Consider the following 16,884-nt stretch of genomic DNA (forward strand, 5'->3'; position numbering starts at 1 on the left):
CACCCGCGGCAAAAATACTAGCCTATGCGCGCTCGGTGCGCCAGCCCGTGGCGTAGTGCTCGCGCGCCACCTCCGAGTAGGGAATCGCGCTCACCACGACCCGTATCTCGGTCTGCTGGTGCCGTTCGACCGTGGCCTTGCGCGTGCCGCCGTTCTCTTCGCCCCAGACCAGCCGCAGCTCGGCGCCGAGGGGCACCTCGTGGTCGACGACGGCCAGAGACAAGCCGCTGCGCTCGTTGTAGCTATAGCCTGTGAACATCGACAGTCCGACCGCGCGGCCGCCGGCATCGATCACCCGGTCGTAGTTCGAAAACGCGTAGTTCGCCTGCGGCAGGTCGAAGTACTTGTAGTTATGGCCCTCGGGTTCAAACATCGAGGCCAGCACGCGCGTCAGGTCCTCGCGGTTCCAGGCGAGCGTGACTTTCTTGCGTTGGGTCGCCGGATCCAGGGCTTCGAGCGCCTCGCGGCCATGAAAATCATGGTCGAATTTCATGAAGGAGCCGTAGCCGAGTTCGTAGGGATTCAGGTAGTAGTCCTCGATATTGTCCGACACGAAGCTGCCGCCGATGCTGCCGGTGGCCTCGTAGCTGTCGATACCCAGCCAGCGGCGGTAGTCCTCGAGCTTGTCGCCGGTATAGATTCCGGGCAGCGGCGAGGGAATCCAGCCGGACTCCAGGGTATTGGTCGAGTAGGCGCGCGCGCCCACCGGCAGCAGGCCGTGGTCGGCACCGGCATCCAGGATGGCCTGTCGAATCTCATCGCCCTCTTCGTAGGGCCCCCAGACCTCCAGACCTGGCGCACCCGCCATGCCGTGTCGCAAGGCGCGCACGCGGCGCCCCGCGATATTGATTTCGCCGATGTGGAAAAACTTGATCGGTTCGATCTTGCCGCCGTTGAGCTTCTCGAGGATGGGCCAGGCATTGGGGCCCTGGACCTGATAGCGGTACAGACGGCGCGACACCGGCTTGCCCATGGGCCGCGAAGGCGAGCGCCCATCCTTGACCACCTCGACGTCATACTTGCCGGTCTGGGCCTGATACATCAACCAGTTGGTGACCGGCGCACGCCCGACGTAGATGAATGTGTCGCCCGGCTCCCAGAACAGGATGCCGTCGCCGATCACGTGCCCGTAGGGTGTCGTCGGCACGTACTGCTTGGCGCGGCCCGGATTGAAGTTGGAAAAGGTATTGACGGTCGTCTCGGACAGCATCTTCAGCGCGTCGCGCCCACGGATGAACAGATTGTCCATGTGATGCGACTGATCGTACAGGACGGCGGTTTCGCGCCAGGCGACCTGCTCGCTGCGCCAGTTCGAGAACTCGGGAGCGACGACCGGATACACATAAGCACCCACGCGCGAATTGCGCAGCATGTCGACGGTATTGCCATGCTGCCGCAGCAGCTCTTCGAGGTTTTTCGCACTCATCTCTCTCACCTTGGTTTTACGGTATGGAACATTGGGGGTTGGGGTTCGCCTAGAACACGACCGTCTTGCCGCCATTGAGCAGCACACGATCCTCGAGGTGGTAGCGCACGGCGCGCGCCAGCACGCGGCGCTCGATGTCGCGCCCTTTGCGCACTAGGTCGTCGGGGCCATCGGCATGGGTGATCTGCTCGACCTCTTGCGCGATGATCGGCCCCTCGTCCAGGTCGGCCGTCACGTAGTGGGCGGTCGCGCCGATCATCTTGACCCCGCGCGCATGGGCCTGGTGATAGGGCCGGGCGCCCTTGAAGCCCGGCAGAAAGCTATGGTGGATATTGATGCACCGCCCCTCGAGCCAGGCCGAGAATTCATCCGACAGAATCTGCATATAGCGGGCGAGGACGACCAGTTCGGCGCCGGAATCCGAGATCAGGCCCATCACCCGGGCTTCTTGTTCGGCCTTGCGGCCGGGCTCGACCGACAGGTGATGAAACGGGATGTCCCCGATCAGGGAAATGTTGAGGGACTCGCGAGGATGGTTCGAGACGATGCCGGCCACCTCCATGTCGAGCTCACCCACGCGGCCGCGATACAGCAGATCGCCCAGGCAGTGATCGAAGCGCGAGACCATGAGCAGCACGCGCCGGCGCTGGCCGGCCGGGCGGACGCGCCAGCTCAGGGCGCGAGCCTCTACCATGCGCGGGAACTCGGCCCGCAGACGATCGAGGCCCGTGGCGCCGCCGTCCAGGTCGAACACGACACGCATGAAGAACCGGCCCGACAGCAAGTCGTCGAACTGTTGGGACTCGAGAATGTTGCCCCCATGGCGTGCCAGTGTCCCGGCCACGGCCGCCACCAGCCCGGGCCTGTCCTCGCAGGACAGCGTGAGGATATGGCCACGCCTGGCGACGGCCATCCCCTCGCCGCCCGGCGGCGCCGGATCCGCCACCGCCGCCGCGCAACCCATGGCATCCACCTGCCGCGCGCGCGGGCTATCCATGGCGGGCCTCGCGCAAGGAGCGTATCCACTCGGCCGTATTCTGAAAGCCGCCAAAGGCATAGAAATGCAGCGCTACGCCGCGTGCCCCGCCCAGGCCGGTCACCAGGTCGGAGACCAGCGCAGCCGGCCCGACCGTGTTGATCAGGCGCGTGATGGACAGGCCATAGCGGCTCATCACGCGCGCCGAGGCGCCGACGCCGCATTGCGCCGCATAGCGCAGCAGCGTGCCCATCCTGGCCGGGCCGGGCAGGCCGATGCGCACGGGGCATGCCACGTCACGCGCACGCAACTCGTCCAGCCAACCCAGGATGGGCGCGGCCTCGAAGCCGAACTGCGTCACGATGAACGGCCGGATGCCCTGCTCGGAGAGCGCGGCGGATTTGTCCGCCAGGGCGCCCCACAGGCGATCGGCCGGAATGGCCGGATGCCCCTCGGGATAGCCGGCGATCCCGGCCTGGCGCACGCCGTGGCGCATCAGCACGCCGCTGCGGATCAAGGCCAGGGCATCGGCATACGGCCCCAGGGGCCGGTCGGGATCGCCGCCGACCACGAAGACCCGATCGACCTGCGCCGCATCGACCAGCGCCGTCATGAAGCCCTCGAGTTCGGCAGCCCCGCCGATGCGACGGGCCGAGAGATGCGGCACCGGGACGAAGCCCAAGCGGCGCACCCCCTGCGCGGCGCGCACGCGCGCCGCGTAATCCTCACCGGGCAGAAAGGTGATCGAGATGGGGGTGCCCGGCGTGATCGCATAAGCGGCCCTCTCGAGCGCCGGCAGGCCGTTCGCCGTCATTTCGAGGGAGTACCCCGACAGCAAGGAGTCCATATCCGGCCCGTGGGAGGCCGTGGCGCACGCCGTTTCCAAGTCCATCGCTTCAGTCTCCTATTGTTGTATACAAGTAGTATACATACAATCGTAACGGATGCAAACTATTTTGAAACGCTCGCGACGCGGTCCCTGAACGCCATGCTCGGTGGCACACGATGACGGGACGCTCAGCCTATAATCCACCAAATGGCCTCTACCGACTTTCCGCAATCGACTCCGAACCAGACCACCCGCGCCTTGCTGGAATTGCGCAACCTGATCCTGGACGGGGAATTGGCGCCCAACGAGCGCCTGTCCGAACTCGCGGTGGTCGAACGCCTGGGAGTCTCGCGCACACCGGTGCGGGCGGCCCTGCAAAGGCTGGCCGAGGAAGGCCTGCTGGAGGAAATTGTTGGCGGAGGCTATGCCGTCAAGACCTTTACAGAACGCGATGTCCACGACGCCATCGAGCTGCGCGGCACCCTGGAAGGCATGGCGGCGCGTTTCGCCGCCGAACATGGCGCGAGCCCCGTGCTACTGGCCAAGGCCCACGATATCGTCTCGGCGGTGGACCAGATTCTCGACCAAGCCACGATCACGGCGCAGGACTTCGAGCGCTACATCAAGTTCAACGAACAATTCCACAAGCTGCTGATCGCCATGTCGGGCAGCGACCTGCTCGCGCGCGAATTCGACCGCATGACGCGCCTGCCATTCGCCTCGCCCAGCGGCTTCGTCAAAGCCCAGCTTGATGCACCCCAGGCGCGGTTGATCCTGACGCTAGCCCAGGAGGGCCATCGCGCGGTCATCGAGGCGATCGAGCTGCGCCAGGGGCACAGGGCCGAGTCCCTGATGCGAGAACATGCCCGGATCGCCCACCGCAATCTGCGCTACGCGCTGGCCAACCACAAGGCCATCCGCCTCGTGCATGGCGGCGCGCTGATCCAGGCGCACACCCCCTGAATTCCAGCGCGCGCCGCCGGACCTGCCAGCCGGCTGATCGATCGGCATGCGGCGCATGGGCGCGTTACTCGATGCGCTCATAGGGCAGGCCGACGTAGTTCTCGGCAATACTGGTGCGGGCAGCCACCGTGCTGACGCAATAGGCGGCCTCCGCCTGCTGGATGCGCTCGCTGAACGGATCGTGGTCGAAGCGATGCAGCACCGAAGTCATCCACCACGAAAAACGCTCGGCCTTCCAGATCCGCCGCAAGCAGATCTCGGAGTAGCGCGACAGCATCTCGGGCTGGTCGTCCAGATACGCCTTACATATTAAATTATATAAAGTATATACATCACTCGCTGCCAAGTTCAGGCCTTTGGCGCCCGTGGGCGGCACGATGTGGGCCGCATCGCCCACCAGGAACAACCGCCCATGCTGCATGGGCTCGACCACGAAGCTGCGCAAAGGGGCGATGCTCTTTTCCAGGGAAGGCCCGGTTTCCAGCTTGGCCGCCACATCGGCGGGCAGGCGCGCCCGCAACTCGTCCCAGAAGCGCTCGTCGGACCAGTCCGCAACCTTTTCGCTCAGCGGAACCTGCACGTAGTACCGGCTGCGCGTGGGCGAGCGCATGCTGCACAGGGCGAAGCCGCGCGGATGGCTGACGTAGATCAGCTCCTCCTCGACCGGATGGGTGTCGGACAACAGCCCCAGCCAGCCAAAGGGATAGACGCGCTCGTACTCACGAATCGCGCCACGGGGGATGGCCTGCCGCGAGGGGCCATGGAAACCGTCACAGCCCGCAATATAATCACACTCAAGCATGACATCGCGCCCGTCCTTGCGGAAGGTGACGCGGGGGTGCCCGGAATCGATATCGTGCAAGGCCACGTCCTCGACCTCGTAGAACGACGGCGCGCCGCTCGCGGCGCGTGCGGCCATGAGGTCGCGCGTGACTTCGGTCTGACCGTAGATCATCACCGTATGGCCGCCGGTCAGCCCCTTGAGATCGATACGTTCGCGCCGGCCGTTGAACATGATCGAAAAGCCCTCGTGGACATGACCTTCACGATCCATGTGTTCGGTGACGCCGGCCTCGCGCATGAGATCCACGAAGCCGTGCTCGAGCACACCGGCGCGGATCCGGCCAAGGACGTAATCCGGGCCACGTCGCTCGAGGACGACGTTGTCGATGCCACGCTTGTGCAGCAGTTGCCCCAGCAGCAGGCCGGAAGGCCCGGCGCCAATGATGGCGACTTGTGTCTTCATGGTGATCCCTCCGTGCGGGCGGGCCCGCGCCGCACGGCTCGAACGCCCCTCCCTGCCCACCATCTTGCACCCGCCTCGATACTTTTTGAATGGATTTTTGACAGTTAAAATTGTGAATATGGAATACGCGCGCCAGGTTCCGATCTTCAAGTTGTACGGCGGCCATGACGAATGGCCCACGCCGGACCTGGTACATTGCGAAACCATCGCCTCACGCAGCAAGTTGCACAATTGGCATATCAGGCCACACCGGCATACGGGGCTCTACCAGATTCTGTACCTGCATCAAGGCAACGCGATCGTGCAGCTCGATGAGCGGCGCCATCGACTGGCCGGACGCCAGGTCGTGGAGGTGCCGCAGACCGTCGTCCACGGCTTCGAGTTCGACCACGACTGCCAGGGCTACGTGATGACCATCGCCTATCCGTTGCTCACGCAGCTCTCGCGCAACCTGGACGAGAGCGCTCCCCTGCCCTCTCTGCCCCACATCCACGTGCTCGAGCGCCGTGTCGATCAGGACACCATACGCAATGCCTTCACCCGCCTGAATGCCGAATACACCGCGCGGGCGCCCTACCGCGGCATACAGATCGAGGCCCTGCTCACGCTGATCTATGTCTGGCTGCGGCGCAACCGGCCGATCGGCCAGCGCCTCGCCCCGCGGCCGCGCAGCCACGAGCATTTCTCGCGCTTTGGCGAGTTGCTGGACCAATCCCACACCACCCACCACGACGTGGCCTACTACGCCCGAACCCTCGGGATCACGCCGGCACACCTGAATGTGATCACGCGCAACCAGGCGGACAAGTCCCCGCTCGAGCTCATCCATGAGCGCCTGCTGCTGGAGGCCAGCCGCAGCTTGGTCTACACCTCGATGACGATCAGCGAGATTTCGTACGAGCTGGGATTCTCGGACCCGGCATACTTCACGCGCTTCTTCAAGAAGGCCTCGGGCGTGTCGCCCAAGGCCTTCCGCCAGCGCGCCGGGACCTGACGCCTCACCGCCCGGGCGATGAGACGCATGCCCGGGCCGTGGGTCAGAAGAACCCGAGGGCGTCGGGGCTGTAGCTCACCAGCAGGCACTTGGTCTGCTGATAGGCGTTGAGCGCCATCTTGTGGTTCTCGCGACCAATGCCGGACTGCTTGTAGCCACCGAAGGCGGCATGCGCCGGGTACAGGTGATAGCAATTGGTCCACACGCGCCCGGCCTGGATCTCGCGGCCCATCCGGTAGGCGCGCGAGCCATCGCGTGTCCAGACCCCCGCTCCCAGGCCGTAGAAGGTGTCGTTGGCCAGCTCCACCGCTTCTTCCTCGTCCTTGAACGTCATCACCGAGGCCACCGGCCCAAAGATTTCCTCTTGGAACACGCGCATGCTGTTCTCGCCGAACAGCAGCGTCGGCTTGACGTAGAAGCCCTGGTCCAGGCCCTCGCCCGGCGCATTGCGCACCCCGCCCGTCAGGCAGCGCGCGCCCTCGTCGCGGCCGATGTCGATGTAGCCGAGAATCTTGTCGAGCTGGGCCTGCGAGACCTGGGCGCCGACCATGGTGCCGGCATCGAGGGGGTGACCGGTTTTCATGCCTTCGACACGCTTGACGGCGCGCTCGATGAAGCGCTCGTAGATGGATTCCTGGATCAGGATCCGCGACGGGCAGGTGCATACCTCACCCTGGTTGAGCGCAAACATGCTCAAGCCTTCGAGCGCCTTGTCGAAATAAGCGTCATCCCGGTCCATGACATCGGCAAAAAAGATGTTCGGGCTCTTGCCGCCGAGCTCGACCGTGCTCGGGATCAGGTTGTCCGCGGCGGCGTGCAGGATATGCCGGCCCGTCGGCGTCGAGCCGGTGAAGGCGATCTTGGCGATGCGCTTGCTCGAGGCCAGCGCCGCGCCGGCTTCCCTGCCGTAGCCGTTGACGATGTTGAGCACGCCCGGGGGCAGCAGGTCGCCCACCAGCTCCATCAGGACCAGGATCGAGGCGGGCGTCTGCTCGGCCGGCTTGAGGACCACGCAATTGCCCGCCGCCAGTGCGGGGCCGAGTTTCCAGGCCGCCATCAGCAGCGGGAAATTCCACGGGATGATCTGGCCCACGACGCCCATGGGCTCATGGAAATGATAGGCCACCGTGGTCTTGTCGATCTCGGAGATTCCGCCTTCCTGGGCGCGGATGCAGCCCGCGAAATAGCGCAGGTGGTCGATCGCCAGGGGCAGGTCCGCCGCCATGGTCTCGCGCAAGGGCTTGCCGTTGTCGATGGTCTCGGCCACCGCCAGCAGGCGCAGGTTTTGCTCCATCCGATCGGCCATGCGCAGCAGCACGCCCGCACGCTCAGCCACCGAGGCCTGGCCCCAGGCCTTGCGCGCGGCGTGCGCCGCATCCAGCGCGGCGTCCACGTCCGCGGCGTCCGAGCGCGGCACCTCGCAGAACACCTGCCCGGTGATGGGCGAGATATTGTCAAAGTACTGCCCTCCGGCCGGTGCGACCCAGCGCCCGCCGATATAGTTTTCATAGTGCTTTTTATAGGGAAAGCCGATATCGATGCCAAAATGCTTCAGATCGCTCATGTCCATGCTGGTCTCCTGTTCGAATGATGGGCCCGGCGGATCAGGGCCTTTGCTCGCCCCGCCAATCGCACGGGCCGTCCTTTTATCTGAAGCAACGAGCATGCCAAGTTTTCCATGAAGCACGGAGAAGCAGGCCCAGCGTCGCGGGACGCTTCCCATCGACGGACCTCGATGGCATACTTATCTTTCAAAAACAAGGAACTATCGCAAAGCGCGACACCTTGTTGTCGCGCAACGCGACACCCCACTGTCGCAATCCTGGACCCGGGAGGCCATATGCCGATATCCCCGCCACTGAGCCTGTCGCCGAGCGCACGCCAGGATCCGCCCGCTCGCATTCATCGATCCTGGGAGCGCTGTGCCCAGCTCGATCCAGCTCAACTCGCGGATCCCAACCCGCTGCCGCGCGCCGACCTCGTGGTGCGCCGCGAGGCCAATCAACGCCTGCTGCGTCACGCCGGGCCCGGCATCGGCGCGCTGGGCGCCATGGCGGGGGCGGCCAGGGGCCTCGTGCTGCTCACCGATCCCAGCGGCCTCATCCTCCACGAAGAAGGCTGCAAATCCTTTCTCGACAAGGCCCGGCGCGTCGCGCTGCAGCCGGGCGTGAGCTGGGCCGAGCCGATGCGCGGCACCAATGCCATTGGCACGGCCCTCCACGACGGCAAGCCGGTGCGCGTGCATGGGCGCGAGCATTTCCTGCCCTGCAACAGCATCCTGAGCTGCCATGCGGCGCCGATCTTCTCGGCCACCGGCGAGATTCTCGGCATCCTCGACTTGTCGGGCCCCGCCGACGAGGTCCAGGACTACGCGCTGGGGCTGGTCTGGACCTACGCCCGCCAGATCGCCGATCGCGTACTCTGCGACACCCCGCTTGCCCGCCTCGAATTCACGCTCGAGGCCGCCCCCCGCAGCGCGGCCGGACATGCCATCTTGCTGCTGGACGACGACAAGCGCATCGCCGGCGCCAACGAAGCAGCGCTGACGGCGCTGGGTGCCGACTGGGACCTGATCGGCTCCCCCATCGGGCGCTGGCTGGACGGCCCGCTCGACACCCACGAGGGCCTCCTGCGCCGCCGCGACGGCGGGCGCATGACCGGCCGCCTGCATGCCCCGGCCCCGGCCCCGGTCCGGGGGCGCGGTGCCGCTCAGGCGCTTGCGGCGCCCCCGGCCGCGCGGGCCTTGCCCGCGCCCGATGCGCTCAGCCGTCCCCTGCTGGAGCAGGCCGTGCGCGCCGTGGACGCGGGCCTTGCGGTCCTGCTGCAAGGCGAAACCGGCACCGGCAAGGAAGTCCTCGCCCGCCATGTCCATGCCGGCAGCTCTTGGCGGCAAGGCAGCTTCGTGGCCATCAACTGCGCCGCCCTGCCTGAATCCCTGGTCGAATCAGAGCTCTTCGGCTACGAATCGGGCGCCTTCACCGGCGCCCGCCGCGACGGCGCGCGCGGCCTGCTGCTGCAAGCGCAGCACGGCATCGTGTTCCTCGACGAGATCGGCGACATGCCCCTGGCGTTGCAGACCCGCCTGCTGCGCGTGCTGCAGGAACGCGAGGTCCAGCCCCTGGGCTCGGACAAGCGGATCCCCCTCGAATTCGGGCTGATCAGCGCCAGCCACCAGGACCTCAAGGCCCTGGTGGCCCGCGGGGCCTTCCGCGCCGATCTGTACTATCGCCTGCAGGACATGCCCGTCCATCTGCCGCCACTGCGAAATCGGCCCGGCCTTCCCGAATTTCTCGACCGATACTATGCGGACTTGGGCGGGCGCCTCGAGCCTGAAGCCCTCGAATTCCTGGCCGCACTGCCCTGGCCGGGCAACTACCGCGAGATGCGCAGCCTGCTCAATCGCCTGCGCTGCCTCTACCCGGGGCCGAGCCCCGTCGGGGCCCACATGCTGCCCAAAGACCTGCTCGATCCGTCGCCCTTTCCAACCGGGGGGCAAGAGGACGCGCGCGCGCCGGACGATGCCCACAACCACACAGAGGCCGCGAGCACCGGCCACAACGAGACGCGCGCCGCGCCGCGCACGCTGCGCGAAATCGAGGACCGCGCCATCGAGCAGGCCCTGCAAGCCTGCCAGGGCAACATCAGCCGGGCGGCCCGCCTGCTTGGCATGCACCGCAGCACCCTGCACCGTCGGTTGCAGCAGTAATGCTTTTTCGAGACAACGCCGTCCTGTACGGCCCCGCGTGAAAAAAGGGCCGCTGCGAGAGCGGCCCTTTCACGTGCTGCCGGAGGCGATCCGCCCTGGCGATCACGGCATCATCACTGGCTCTCGAGAAAGCTCTTGAGCTTGTCGGCGCGGCTGGGATGACGCAGCTTGCGCAGGGCCTTGGCCTCGATCTGGCGAATGCGCTCGCGTGTGACATCGAACTGCTTGCCGACCTCCTCGAGAGTCTGATCGGTGCTCATCTCGATCCCGAAGCGCATGCGCAGCACCTTGGCCTCACGCGGGGTCAGCGAATCCAGGACCTCTTTGACCACGTCGCGCATCGAGCCGTGCAGGGCAGAGTCCGAAGGCGACACGGTGCCGGTGTCCTCGATGAAATCGCCCAGGTGCGAATCGTCGTCATCGCCGATGGGGGTCTCCATCGAGATCGGCTCCTTGGCGATCTTGAGGATTTTCCGGACCTTGTCCTCGGGCATGTCCATCTTTTGCGCCAGCGTGGCCGGATCGGGCTCGGTGCCGGTTTCCTGCAGGATCTGGCGGTTGATGCGGTTCATCTTGTTGATGGTCTCGATCATGTGCACCGGGATGCGGATGGTGCGCGCCTGGTCGGCGATCGAGCGGGTGATGGCCTGCCGGATCCACCAAGTGGCGTAGGTCGAGAACTTGTAGCCGCGACGGTATTCGAACTTGTCCACGGCCTTCATCAGGCCGATGTTGCCTTCCTGGATCAGGTCGAGGAACTGCAAGCCGCGATTGGTGTACTTTTTCGCGATCGAGATCACCAGGCGCAGGTTGGCCTCAGTCATTTCACGCTTGGCCTTGCGGGCCTTGGCCTCGCCGGTGGCCATGCGCTTGTTGACATCCTTGAGGTCCTTGAGAGGCAGCACGACGTTGTGCTGCAGCTCGATGAGTTTCTGCTGGATTTCCTGGATGGCCGGCACATGGCGCTCGAGCGTCTCGGCATAGTCGCGGCCGGCTGTGACTTCCTCGAGCACCCATTCCAGATTGGTCTCGTTGCCGGGGAACACCTTGATGAAATGCGCGCGCGGCATCCCCGCGCGCGTCACGCAAATGTGCATCGCGGCGCGCTCGTGCATGCGCACCTCGGCGACCTGGGCACGCAGGGTATCGGCCAAGCGCTCGACCATCTTGGCGGTGAAGCGCACGCCCATGAGCTCGTTGAGGATGGCCTCGCGCGCAGCGATGTAATTGTCCGACTTGTAGCCCTCGGTCTCGAAAGCCACGCGCATCTTGTCGAACCAGGTGGCGATCACCTCGAATTTTTTGAGTGACTTGGTGCGCAGGTACTCGAGCTGTTTGCTGCTCATGCCGCCGGCCGGGCCATCGTCCTCGTCATCGCTCGTGACCCCAGAGCCGGCGTAATCCTCGCCCTCTTCGTCGATCAGGCCATCGACGACCTCATCGATTTGCGCCGTTCCGTCACGCACGCGCTGGATGTGGTCGAGGATCTCGTTGACCGTGGTCGGGCAGGCGGCGATCGCCATCACCATGTGCTTGAGCCCGTCCTCGATGCGCTTGGCGATCTCGATCTCGCCCTCTCGGGTGAGGAGTTCGACCGTGCCCATCTCGCGCATGTACATGCGCACCGGGTCGGTGGTGCGGCCGAAGTCCGAGTCCACCGTGGTCAGCGCGGCCTCGGCCTCGTCCTCGACGTCGTCATCGTTCGAGGCCATGGGCGCGTTGTCGCTCATCAGCAGGGTCTCGGCATCGGGGGCCTGGTCATAGACCGAGATCCCCATGTCGCTAAAAGTGCTGATGATGCCATCGATCGCCTCAGCGTCGACCAGGTCGTCGGGCAGGTGATCGTTGATTTCGCCGTAGGTGAGGTAGCCGCGGTCCTTGCCGAGCTTGATGAGGATCTTGAGACGGTTGCGGCGCGCCTCCTGTTCCTCGGGACTCATCTGGCTGCGCGCCGGCGCGTCCTTTTCCGCCTTGCCGCGCTTGCCGCGCTTGGGCAAGGGCTTGAGATCAGGAATGACCTCGCCGTCACCCGCTTCGTCATCGACGAAATCGCCCGCATCGCTGTTGGCGTTCTTGGACGGACGGCCAGGCTTGCGGCCCGAGGGCGCCTTAGCCGCGCGCTTGGAGGCCTTGGGCGCGCCTGCGGCCTGCTCGGCGCCTGCGGCCTTGCGGGCCGCGGTCTTGCGCGCCGTGGTCTTGGTGGCTGCGGTTTTGGTCGCCGCAGTTTTGGTCGCCGCGGTCTTGCTGGCTGCCGCCTTGGCCGTTGTTGTCCTGGCCGCCTTCACCGCTGCCTCGAGCTCGGCGCTCGCCGCCTTGGTTTTCTTGGCTGCCGTTTTCTTGGCGGCCTGGGAGGTCTTGCCAGTTTCTTGGGTCATAAGTACCTTTCCATAGATGCTTGCGGGCGCGGCAAGCGCGCCCGACCCGACCGCGATGGCCGGGGCTCGCATGCCAGGGGCGGCATGCCTGGTGGCAACGACGCAAAGCCCGCGCAAAAGCCCCGCCCCAAAGACGGCAGCCTTGCGCGATTGCGCACATTACTCATTGAAAACTATGTATTTTACTTCACTTGGATAGAAGATTCATCCCTGTTCATCCTTGACCCGATTTCAGCCTGGACAGGCGGCGCGACAACGCCTGGTAGCGCTGCTGGTCCTCTTTGGAATGCAGGCCCCCGTCAATGAGGCGATTGCACTGATCCTGGACCGCCTGCAACTCGATTTGGCGTAGCGCGTCGTTCCACTCGGCCTGCGGATCGGGGAGGTCCTGGCCGAGGACTTCGCCGGACAGATCGAGCATGGCCTGGGCAAGATCCGAGTCGGGCTCGGCCGCCTCGATCAGTGCGCCCGCATGGGTCGCGCCACAGGTGCCCGCCAGCTCGATCAGGTCCCGCACAAGGACCAGATGGGGGCTGCGGGCCAAAAGTTCAAGCTGCTGGTCGCCCAGCTCGGCAACCAGCTGCGGATGGGCGAGCAGCAGACGCAGCAGGCGGCGTGCCAACGGCGTCACCATGCGCGTGCCCCGGCGCCCCGCGCGCGCCGGCGCCCGGACCGGCGCGGGGTCGGCGGGCTCATGCGTGTCGTCGGGGTGCGGCGTGAACGCGAATGCGGGCGGGTCCTCGGCCGCGGCGGCTTGCGCGGGGTGCGCGGGTCGCGTCTCGCCCGCCGCGCCCTGGGCGGCGGCCGCCCGCTCGAGCACGGCGCGGCGCGCCTCGGCAAAAGCCTGGGCGAGCTCCTCGGGAGTCAAGCGCACCCGCTGGGCCAATTCGCGCTCCATCTGCAGGCGAAACCCCCCCTCCGGCATCTGCGCGAACAGCGGCCGCGCCTCATGCATGCATGCCGCCCGCCCCTCGGCCTCGTTCAGATCATGGCGGATGGCCAGCTCATCGAGCATGAAGCGGGACAAGGGCGTGGCGTCGTCGAGCGCCGCGCGAAACGCCTCGACACCATAGGTCCGGACGTAGGAATCAGGATCCTGGCCCTCGGGCAGGAAGAGGAAGCGGATCGCCACGTCCTCGGCGACCCACGGCAGGCAGGTATTCAATGCCCGCCACGCCGCCTTGCGCCCCGCCGCATCGCCATCGAAGCCAAAGACGATGCGATCGCTCGCACGGCGCAATTTCTGCAGATGGTTCGGCGTGGTGGATGTGCCTAGCGTGGCAACCGCGTTGCGCAGGCCGTGCTGGGCGAGTGCGACCACATCCATATATCCCTCGACGACCAGCACGCAGCCCTCGGCGTGGATGCCGGCGCGCGCCTCATGCAGAGCATAGAGCTCGTTGCCCTTGGAAAACAGGCTGGTTTCCGGCGAATTCAGGTACTTCGGCTCGCCGGCCTCGATCAAACGGCCGCCAAAGCCCACGATCGCACCGCGCGTATTGCGAATCGGAAACATCACGCGCGCGCGAAAACGATCGTGCCGGCGGCCATCCTCGGACTCGATCACCAGACCGGATTCGAGCAGGGCTGGATCCTCGTAGCGCTCGAAGACAGTCGCCAGGCCCCGGCGATCCCTCCCTGCCCAGCCCAGGCCGAAATGCGCCGCGATCTCGCCGCTGAGGCCCCTGCGCTTGAGATAGGCGATGGCATCGGGCGCGTCCTTCAGGGCGCGCCGATAATGCGCCTGGGCCTGGTCGAGAATTTGTTGCTGGCGCGACGCCTCCTGGCGTCGTTGGCGATCCGCCTCGCGCTGGCGCGGACTGCGGGATTCCTCGGGCACGGTCATGCCCACGCTCGCAGCCAAGCTGCGGACGGCCTCGGGAAAAGAGGCACCGGTATGCTCGGTCAAGAACCGGATGGCGCTGCCATGGGCGCCGCAACCGAAGCAGTGATAGAACTGCTTGGTCGGACTGACGGTGAAGGAAGGGGTCTTTTCGGTATGAAAAGGGCACAAACCTAACAGGTTTGCGCCCCCTTTGCGTAGCTGCACATAGCGGCCGACCACGTCGGCGATGTCGATGCGCGCTAGCAGTTCCTGGACGAAAGACTCAGGAATCAATCAATAGAGGCGCGGCGGCAGTTGCTGGCTGCGGATGCGCTTGTAGTGGCGCTTGACCGCGGCGGCGTGCTTGCGCTTGCGCTCGGCGGTGGGCTTTTCGTAGAACTCGCGCGAACGCAACTCGGTCAAAAGGCCGGTCTTTTCAATGGTGCGCTTGAAGCGGCGCAGCGCGGCCTCGAAAGGCTCGTTTTCTTTGAGGCGAACAATAGGCATGTAATTCCTTGAAGCCCTGTGTTGGTAGCAGTTTGAGATAACACGTGATTCTAGCATAAATTCACAAGAATCATCAGACCGCGCCACCCCTGACGATCGCCCGGCCGGCGGCCGGCTTTACTTGGGGTGCGCCGTGCGCAATCCCTTGCGGATCCAGGACTCGAGCTGGTGCGGACGCAGGCTGTCGTAGTCCTCGAAGGGTTGGTGGATCCAAGGGTTGGTGGGCAGTTGCTCGACATAATAGTCAGGCCGGATCTGGGCATGGCCCTTCCACCAGAGAACCCCCGTGCGCAGCTCGGTGATGCCGGGGAATTGCTCGAGCAGGTGCGCATGCACGCGGCTGAAGGTCAGGCCGGTATCGACCATGTCGTCCAGTAGCAGGACCCGGCCATCGAGGGTGCCGCGCGTGATCGTGATGAACTGGGCGATGTCGAGCTGGCCCTGGACTGTGCCGGCCGCCTCACGATAGCTGCTGGTCGCCAGGATGCCCAGCGGCACGTCGAAAATGCGTGACAGCACATCGCCCACCCGCACCCCGCCACGTGCAAGGCAGAGGATCTTGTCGAAGACCCAGCCCGATTCGTGGACCTGGAGCGCCAAGCGCTCGATCAGACTGTGGTATTGCTCCCAGCTCACCCACAGATCACGGTCGGTGCTTGGCGGCAGATTCATGTGGATTCCGATGAATATTGGAGGATCAGCCCTGGAACGGATGCCGCAGAACGATGGTCTCGAGGCGATCGGGGCCCGTGGAAACCATGTCGATGGGCACATCGCACACCTCGGCGATACGCTCGAGGTAGCGGCGCGCATTGACCGGCAGCTTGTCGTATTCGGTGATGCCCACCGTAGACTCGGACCAACCCGCCATTTCCTCGAGCACGGGTTCGGCCTCGGCCGCGGCGTGCGCGCCATAGGGCAGCACGTCGAGGAATTTTCCCTTGTAGCGATAGCCCACGCCGATCTTGATCTGCTCGACGCCGTCGAGCACGTCGAGCTTGGTGATGCACAGGCCGCTCACGCCATTGATCATGACCGAGCGCTTCATGGCGGCGCCATCGAACCAGCCACAGCGGCGCGGGCGGCCGGTGACCGAGCCGAATTCCTTGCCGACCGTGGCCAGCCGCAGGCCGGTGTCGTCGAGGAGCTCTGTGGGGAACGGGCCCGAGCCCACGCGCGTGGTGTAGGCCTTGGCGATCCCCAGCACGTAATTCAGGACCTGCGGCCCCATTCCGGTGCCCGCCGAGGCGGCGCCGGCGATGCAATTGCTGCTGGTGACGAAAGGATAAGTGCCATGGTCGATGTCGAGTAACGAGCCCTGCGCGCCCTCGAACAACAAGGAGTGGCCCGCGCGCCGCGCAATATGCAGGCTGCTGGAGACGTCGGCGACCATGGGTTCGATTTCGGGGGCAAGGGCCATGACCCGGTCGCGGACCTCGGCGGTCGACAGTGCCTTGGCGCCCAGGTACTGCGTCAGCACGAAGTTGTGATAATCCAGCACCTCGGCGAGTTTTTCATCGAAAATCTCGGGATCGTAGAGATCCTGGACGCGCAACGCCCGGCGCGCGACCTTGTCCTCGTAGGCCGGGCCGATGCCGCGGCCGGTGGTGCCGATCTTGCCTTCGCCCTTGCGGGCCTCGCGCGCCTGATCCAGCGCCACGTGATAGGGCAGGATCAGCGGACACGCGGCCGAGATCTGCAGGCGCGGCCGCACCTCGAGGCCGACGGTCTCGAGTTCCTTGATCTCGGACAGCAGCGCCTCGGGCGACAGCACCACGCCGTTGCCGATGTAGCAGGTCACGTGCGGATGCATGATGCCCGAGGGAATCAGGCGCAGGATGGTCTTGCGTCCGTTGATCCAGAGGGTGTGGCCGGCATTGTGCCCGCCTTGAAAGCGCACCACCCCTTGGGCGGATTCGGCGAGCCAGTCGACGATCTTGCCCTTGCCCTCGTCACCCCACTGGGTGCCGATCACGACGATGTTCTTGCTCATATGCACCAATACGATACGATAGGCGACGAATTATCGCCGCTGGA

At 65.4% G+C, this 16,884-nt stretch carries 13 protein-coding genes; 3 read left to right on the forward strand and 10 right to left on the reverse strand.

The annotated features are described in order from the left end of the window. Positions 1-22: 22 nt before the first annotated feature. From ligM to ABS761_RS11960, 3 genes are all read right to left on the reverse strand, one after another. On the reverse strand, positions 23-1,426 hold the full coding sequence (gene ligM, locus ABS761_RS11950) for a vanillate/3-O-methylgallate O-demethylase (protein WP_350408559.1): 1,404 nt from the start codon (positions 1,424-1,426) through the stop codon (positions 23-25). Between the two features lie 49 nt (positions 1,427-1,475). Beyond that, positions 1,476-2,339, reverse strand: a complete 864-nt coding sequence (purU, locus tag ABS761_RS11955) for a formyltetrahydrofolate deformylase (protein WP_350408696.1) — start codon at positions 2,337-2,339, stop codon at positions 1,476-1,478. A 76-nt stretch (positions 2,340-2,415) separates the two neighbouring features. Then, positions 2,416-3,294, reverse strand: coding sequence for a methylenetetrahydrofolate reductase (locus ABS761_RS11960; protein ID WP_350408560.1), 879 nt, complete (start codon positions 3,292-3,294; stop codon positions 2,416-2,418). 144 nt (positions 3,295-3,438) lie between these two features. On the opposite strand from ABS761_RS11960, the gene ABS761_RS11965 reads away from it, so the two are divergent. Next, a complete protein-coding gene (locus ABS761_RS11965) occupies positions 3,439-4,194 on the forward strand; it encodes a GntR family transcriptional regulator (RefSeq protein WP_350408561.1) in 756 nt (251 codons plus the stop codon). A 64-nt stretch (positions 4,195-4,258) separates the two neighbouring features. Here ABS761_RS11965 and pobA read toward each other — a convergent pair whose 3' ends face one another. After that, complete coding sequence (gene pobA / locus ABS761_RS11970; protein WP_350408562.1) at positions 4,259-5,440, reverse strand: 4-hydroxybenzoate 3-monooxygenase; 1,182 nt, start codon at positions 5,438-5,440, stop codon at positions 4,259-4,261. A 97-nt stretch (positions 5,441-5,537) separates the two neighbouring features. Between pobA and ABS761_RS11975 the strand changes: the two genes are divergently transcribed. Next, a complete protein-coding gene (locus ABS761_RS11975) occupies positions 5,538-6,434 on the forward strand; it encodes a helix-turn-helix domain-containing protein (protein WP_350408563.1) in 897 nt (298 codons plus the stop codon). Positions 6,435-6,477: 43 nt separating this feature from the next. Here ABS761_RS11975 and exaC read toward each other — a convergent pair whose 3' ends face one another. Continuing rightward, positions 6,478-8,004, reverse strand: coding sequence for an acetaldehyde dehydrogenase ExaC (exaC, locus tag ABS761_RS11980; RefSeq protein WP_350408564.1), 1,527 nt, complete (start codon positions 8,002-8,004; stop codon positions 6,478-6,480). Positions 8,005-8,274: 270 nt separating this feature from the next. On the opposite strand from exaC, the gene ABS761_RS11985 reads away from it, so the two are divergent. Continuing rightward, positions 8,275-10,140 carry a sigma-54-dependent Fis family transcriptional regulator gene (locus ABS761_RS11985; protein WP_350408565.1) on the forward strand — a complete coding sequence of 622 codons (1,866 nt, stop codon included), beginning with the start codon at positions 8,275-8,277 and terminating at the stop codon, positions 10,138-10,140. Between the two features lie 113 nt (positions 10,141-10,253). Here the strand turns inward: ABS761_RS11985 and rpoD are convergent, their stop codons facing one another. The 5 genes from rpoD to ABS761_RS12010 form a co-directional block, all read right to left on the reverse strand. Further along, positions 10,254-12,515, reverse strand: coding sequence for an RNA polymerase sigma factor RpoD (gene rpoD / locus ABS761_RS11990; RefSeq protein ID WP_350408566.1), 2,262 nt, complete (start codon positions 12,513-12,515; stop codon positions 10,254-10,256). A 214-nt stretch (positions 12,516-12,729) separates the two neighbouring features. Beyond that, positions 12,730-14,634: a DNA primase gene (dnaG, locus tag ABS761_RS11995; protein ID WP_350408567.1), complete on the reverse strand. Its 1,905-nt coding sequence runs from the start codon at positions 14,632-14,634 to the stop codon at positions 12,730-12,732. After that, a complete protein-coding gene (gene rpsU / locus ABS761_RS12000; RefSeq protein ID WP_006218592.1) occupies positions 14,635-14,847 on the reverse strand; it encodes a 30S ribosomal protein S21 in 213 nt (70 codons plus the stop codon). 117 nt (positions 14,848-14,964) lie between these two features. Next, positions 14,965-15,519, reverse strand: a complete 555-nt coding sequence (locus ABS761_RS12005) for a phosphoribosyltransferase (RefSeq protein ID WP_350408568.1) — start codon at positions 15,517-15,519, stop codon at positions 14,965-14,967. A gap of 25 nt (positions 15,520-15,544) precedes the next feature. Beyond that, positions 15,545-16,840, reverse strand: a complete 1,296-nt coding sequence (locus ABS761_RS12010; RefSeq protein ID WP_350408569.1) for an adenylosuccinate synthase — start codon at positions 16,838-16,840, stop codon at positions 15,545-15,547. Positions 16,841-16,884 lie beyond the last annotated feature (44 nt).

Source organism: Castellaniella sp. GW247-6E4, from assembly GCF_040276065.1.
Classification (GTDB): Bacteria; Pseudomonadota; Gammaproteobacteria; order Burkholderiales; family Burkholderiaceae_B; genus Castellaniella.

What these genes read in the sequence shown, in the direction of transcription:
- purU (WP_350408696.1), bottom strand. Translation starts at nt 2,339, where the DNA reads ATGGCCGTCGCCAGGCGTGGCCATATCCTCACGCTGTCCTGCGAGGAC.
- ABS761_RS11985 (WP_350408565.1), top strand. Translation starts at nt 8,275, where the DNA reads ATGCCGATATCCCCGCCACTGAGCCTGTCGCCGAGCGCACGCCAGGAT.
- ABS761_RS12005 (WP_350408568.1), bottom strand. Translation starts at nt 15,519, where the DNA reads ATGAATCTGCCGCCAAGCACCGACCGTGATCTGTGGGTGAGCTGGGAG.
- ABS761_RS11965 (WP_350408561.1), top strand. Translation starts at nt 3,439, where the DNA reads ATGGCCTCTACCGACTTTCCGCAATCGACTCCGAACCAGACCACCCGC.
- pobA (WP_350408562.1), bottom strand. Translation starts at nt 5,440, where the DNA reads ATGAAGACACAAGTCGCCATCATTGGCGCCGGGCCTTCCGGCCTGCTG.
- rpsU (WP_006218592.1), bottom strand. Translation starts at nt 14,847, where the DNA reads ATGCCTATTGTTCGCCTCAAAGAAAACGAGCCTTTCGAGGCCGCGCTG.
- ligM (WP_350408559.1), bottom strand. Translation starts at nt 1,426, where the DNA reads ATGAGTGCGAAAAACCTCGAAGAGCTGCTGCGGCAGCATGGCAATACC.
- ABS761_RS11960 (WP_350408560.1), bottom strand. Translation starts at nt 3,294, where the DNA reads ATGGACTTGGAAACGGCGTGCGCCACGGCCTCCCACGGGCCGGATATG.
- exaC (WP_350408564.1), bottom strand. Translation starts at nt 8,004, where the DNA reads ATGGACATGAGCGATCTGAAGCATTTTGGCATCGATATCGGCTTTCCC.
- ABS761_RS12010 (WP_350408569.1), bottom strand. Translation starts at nt 16,840, where the DNA reads ATGAGCAAGAACATCGTCGTGATCGGCACCCAGTGGGGTGACGAGGGC.
- rpoD (WP_350408566.1), bottom strand. Translation starts at nt 12,515, where the DNA reads ATGACCCAAGAAACTGGCAAGACCTCCCAGGCCGCCAAGAAAACGGCA.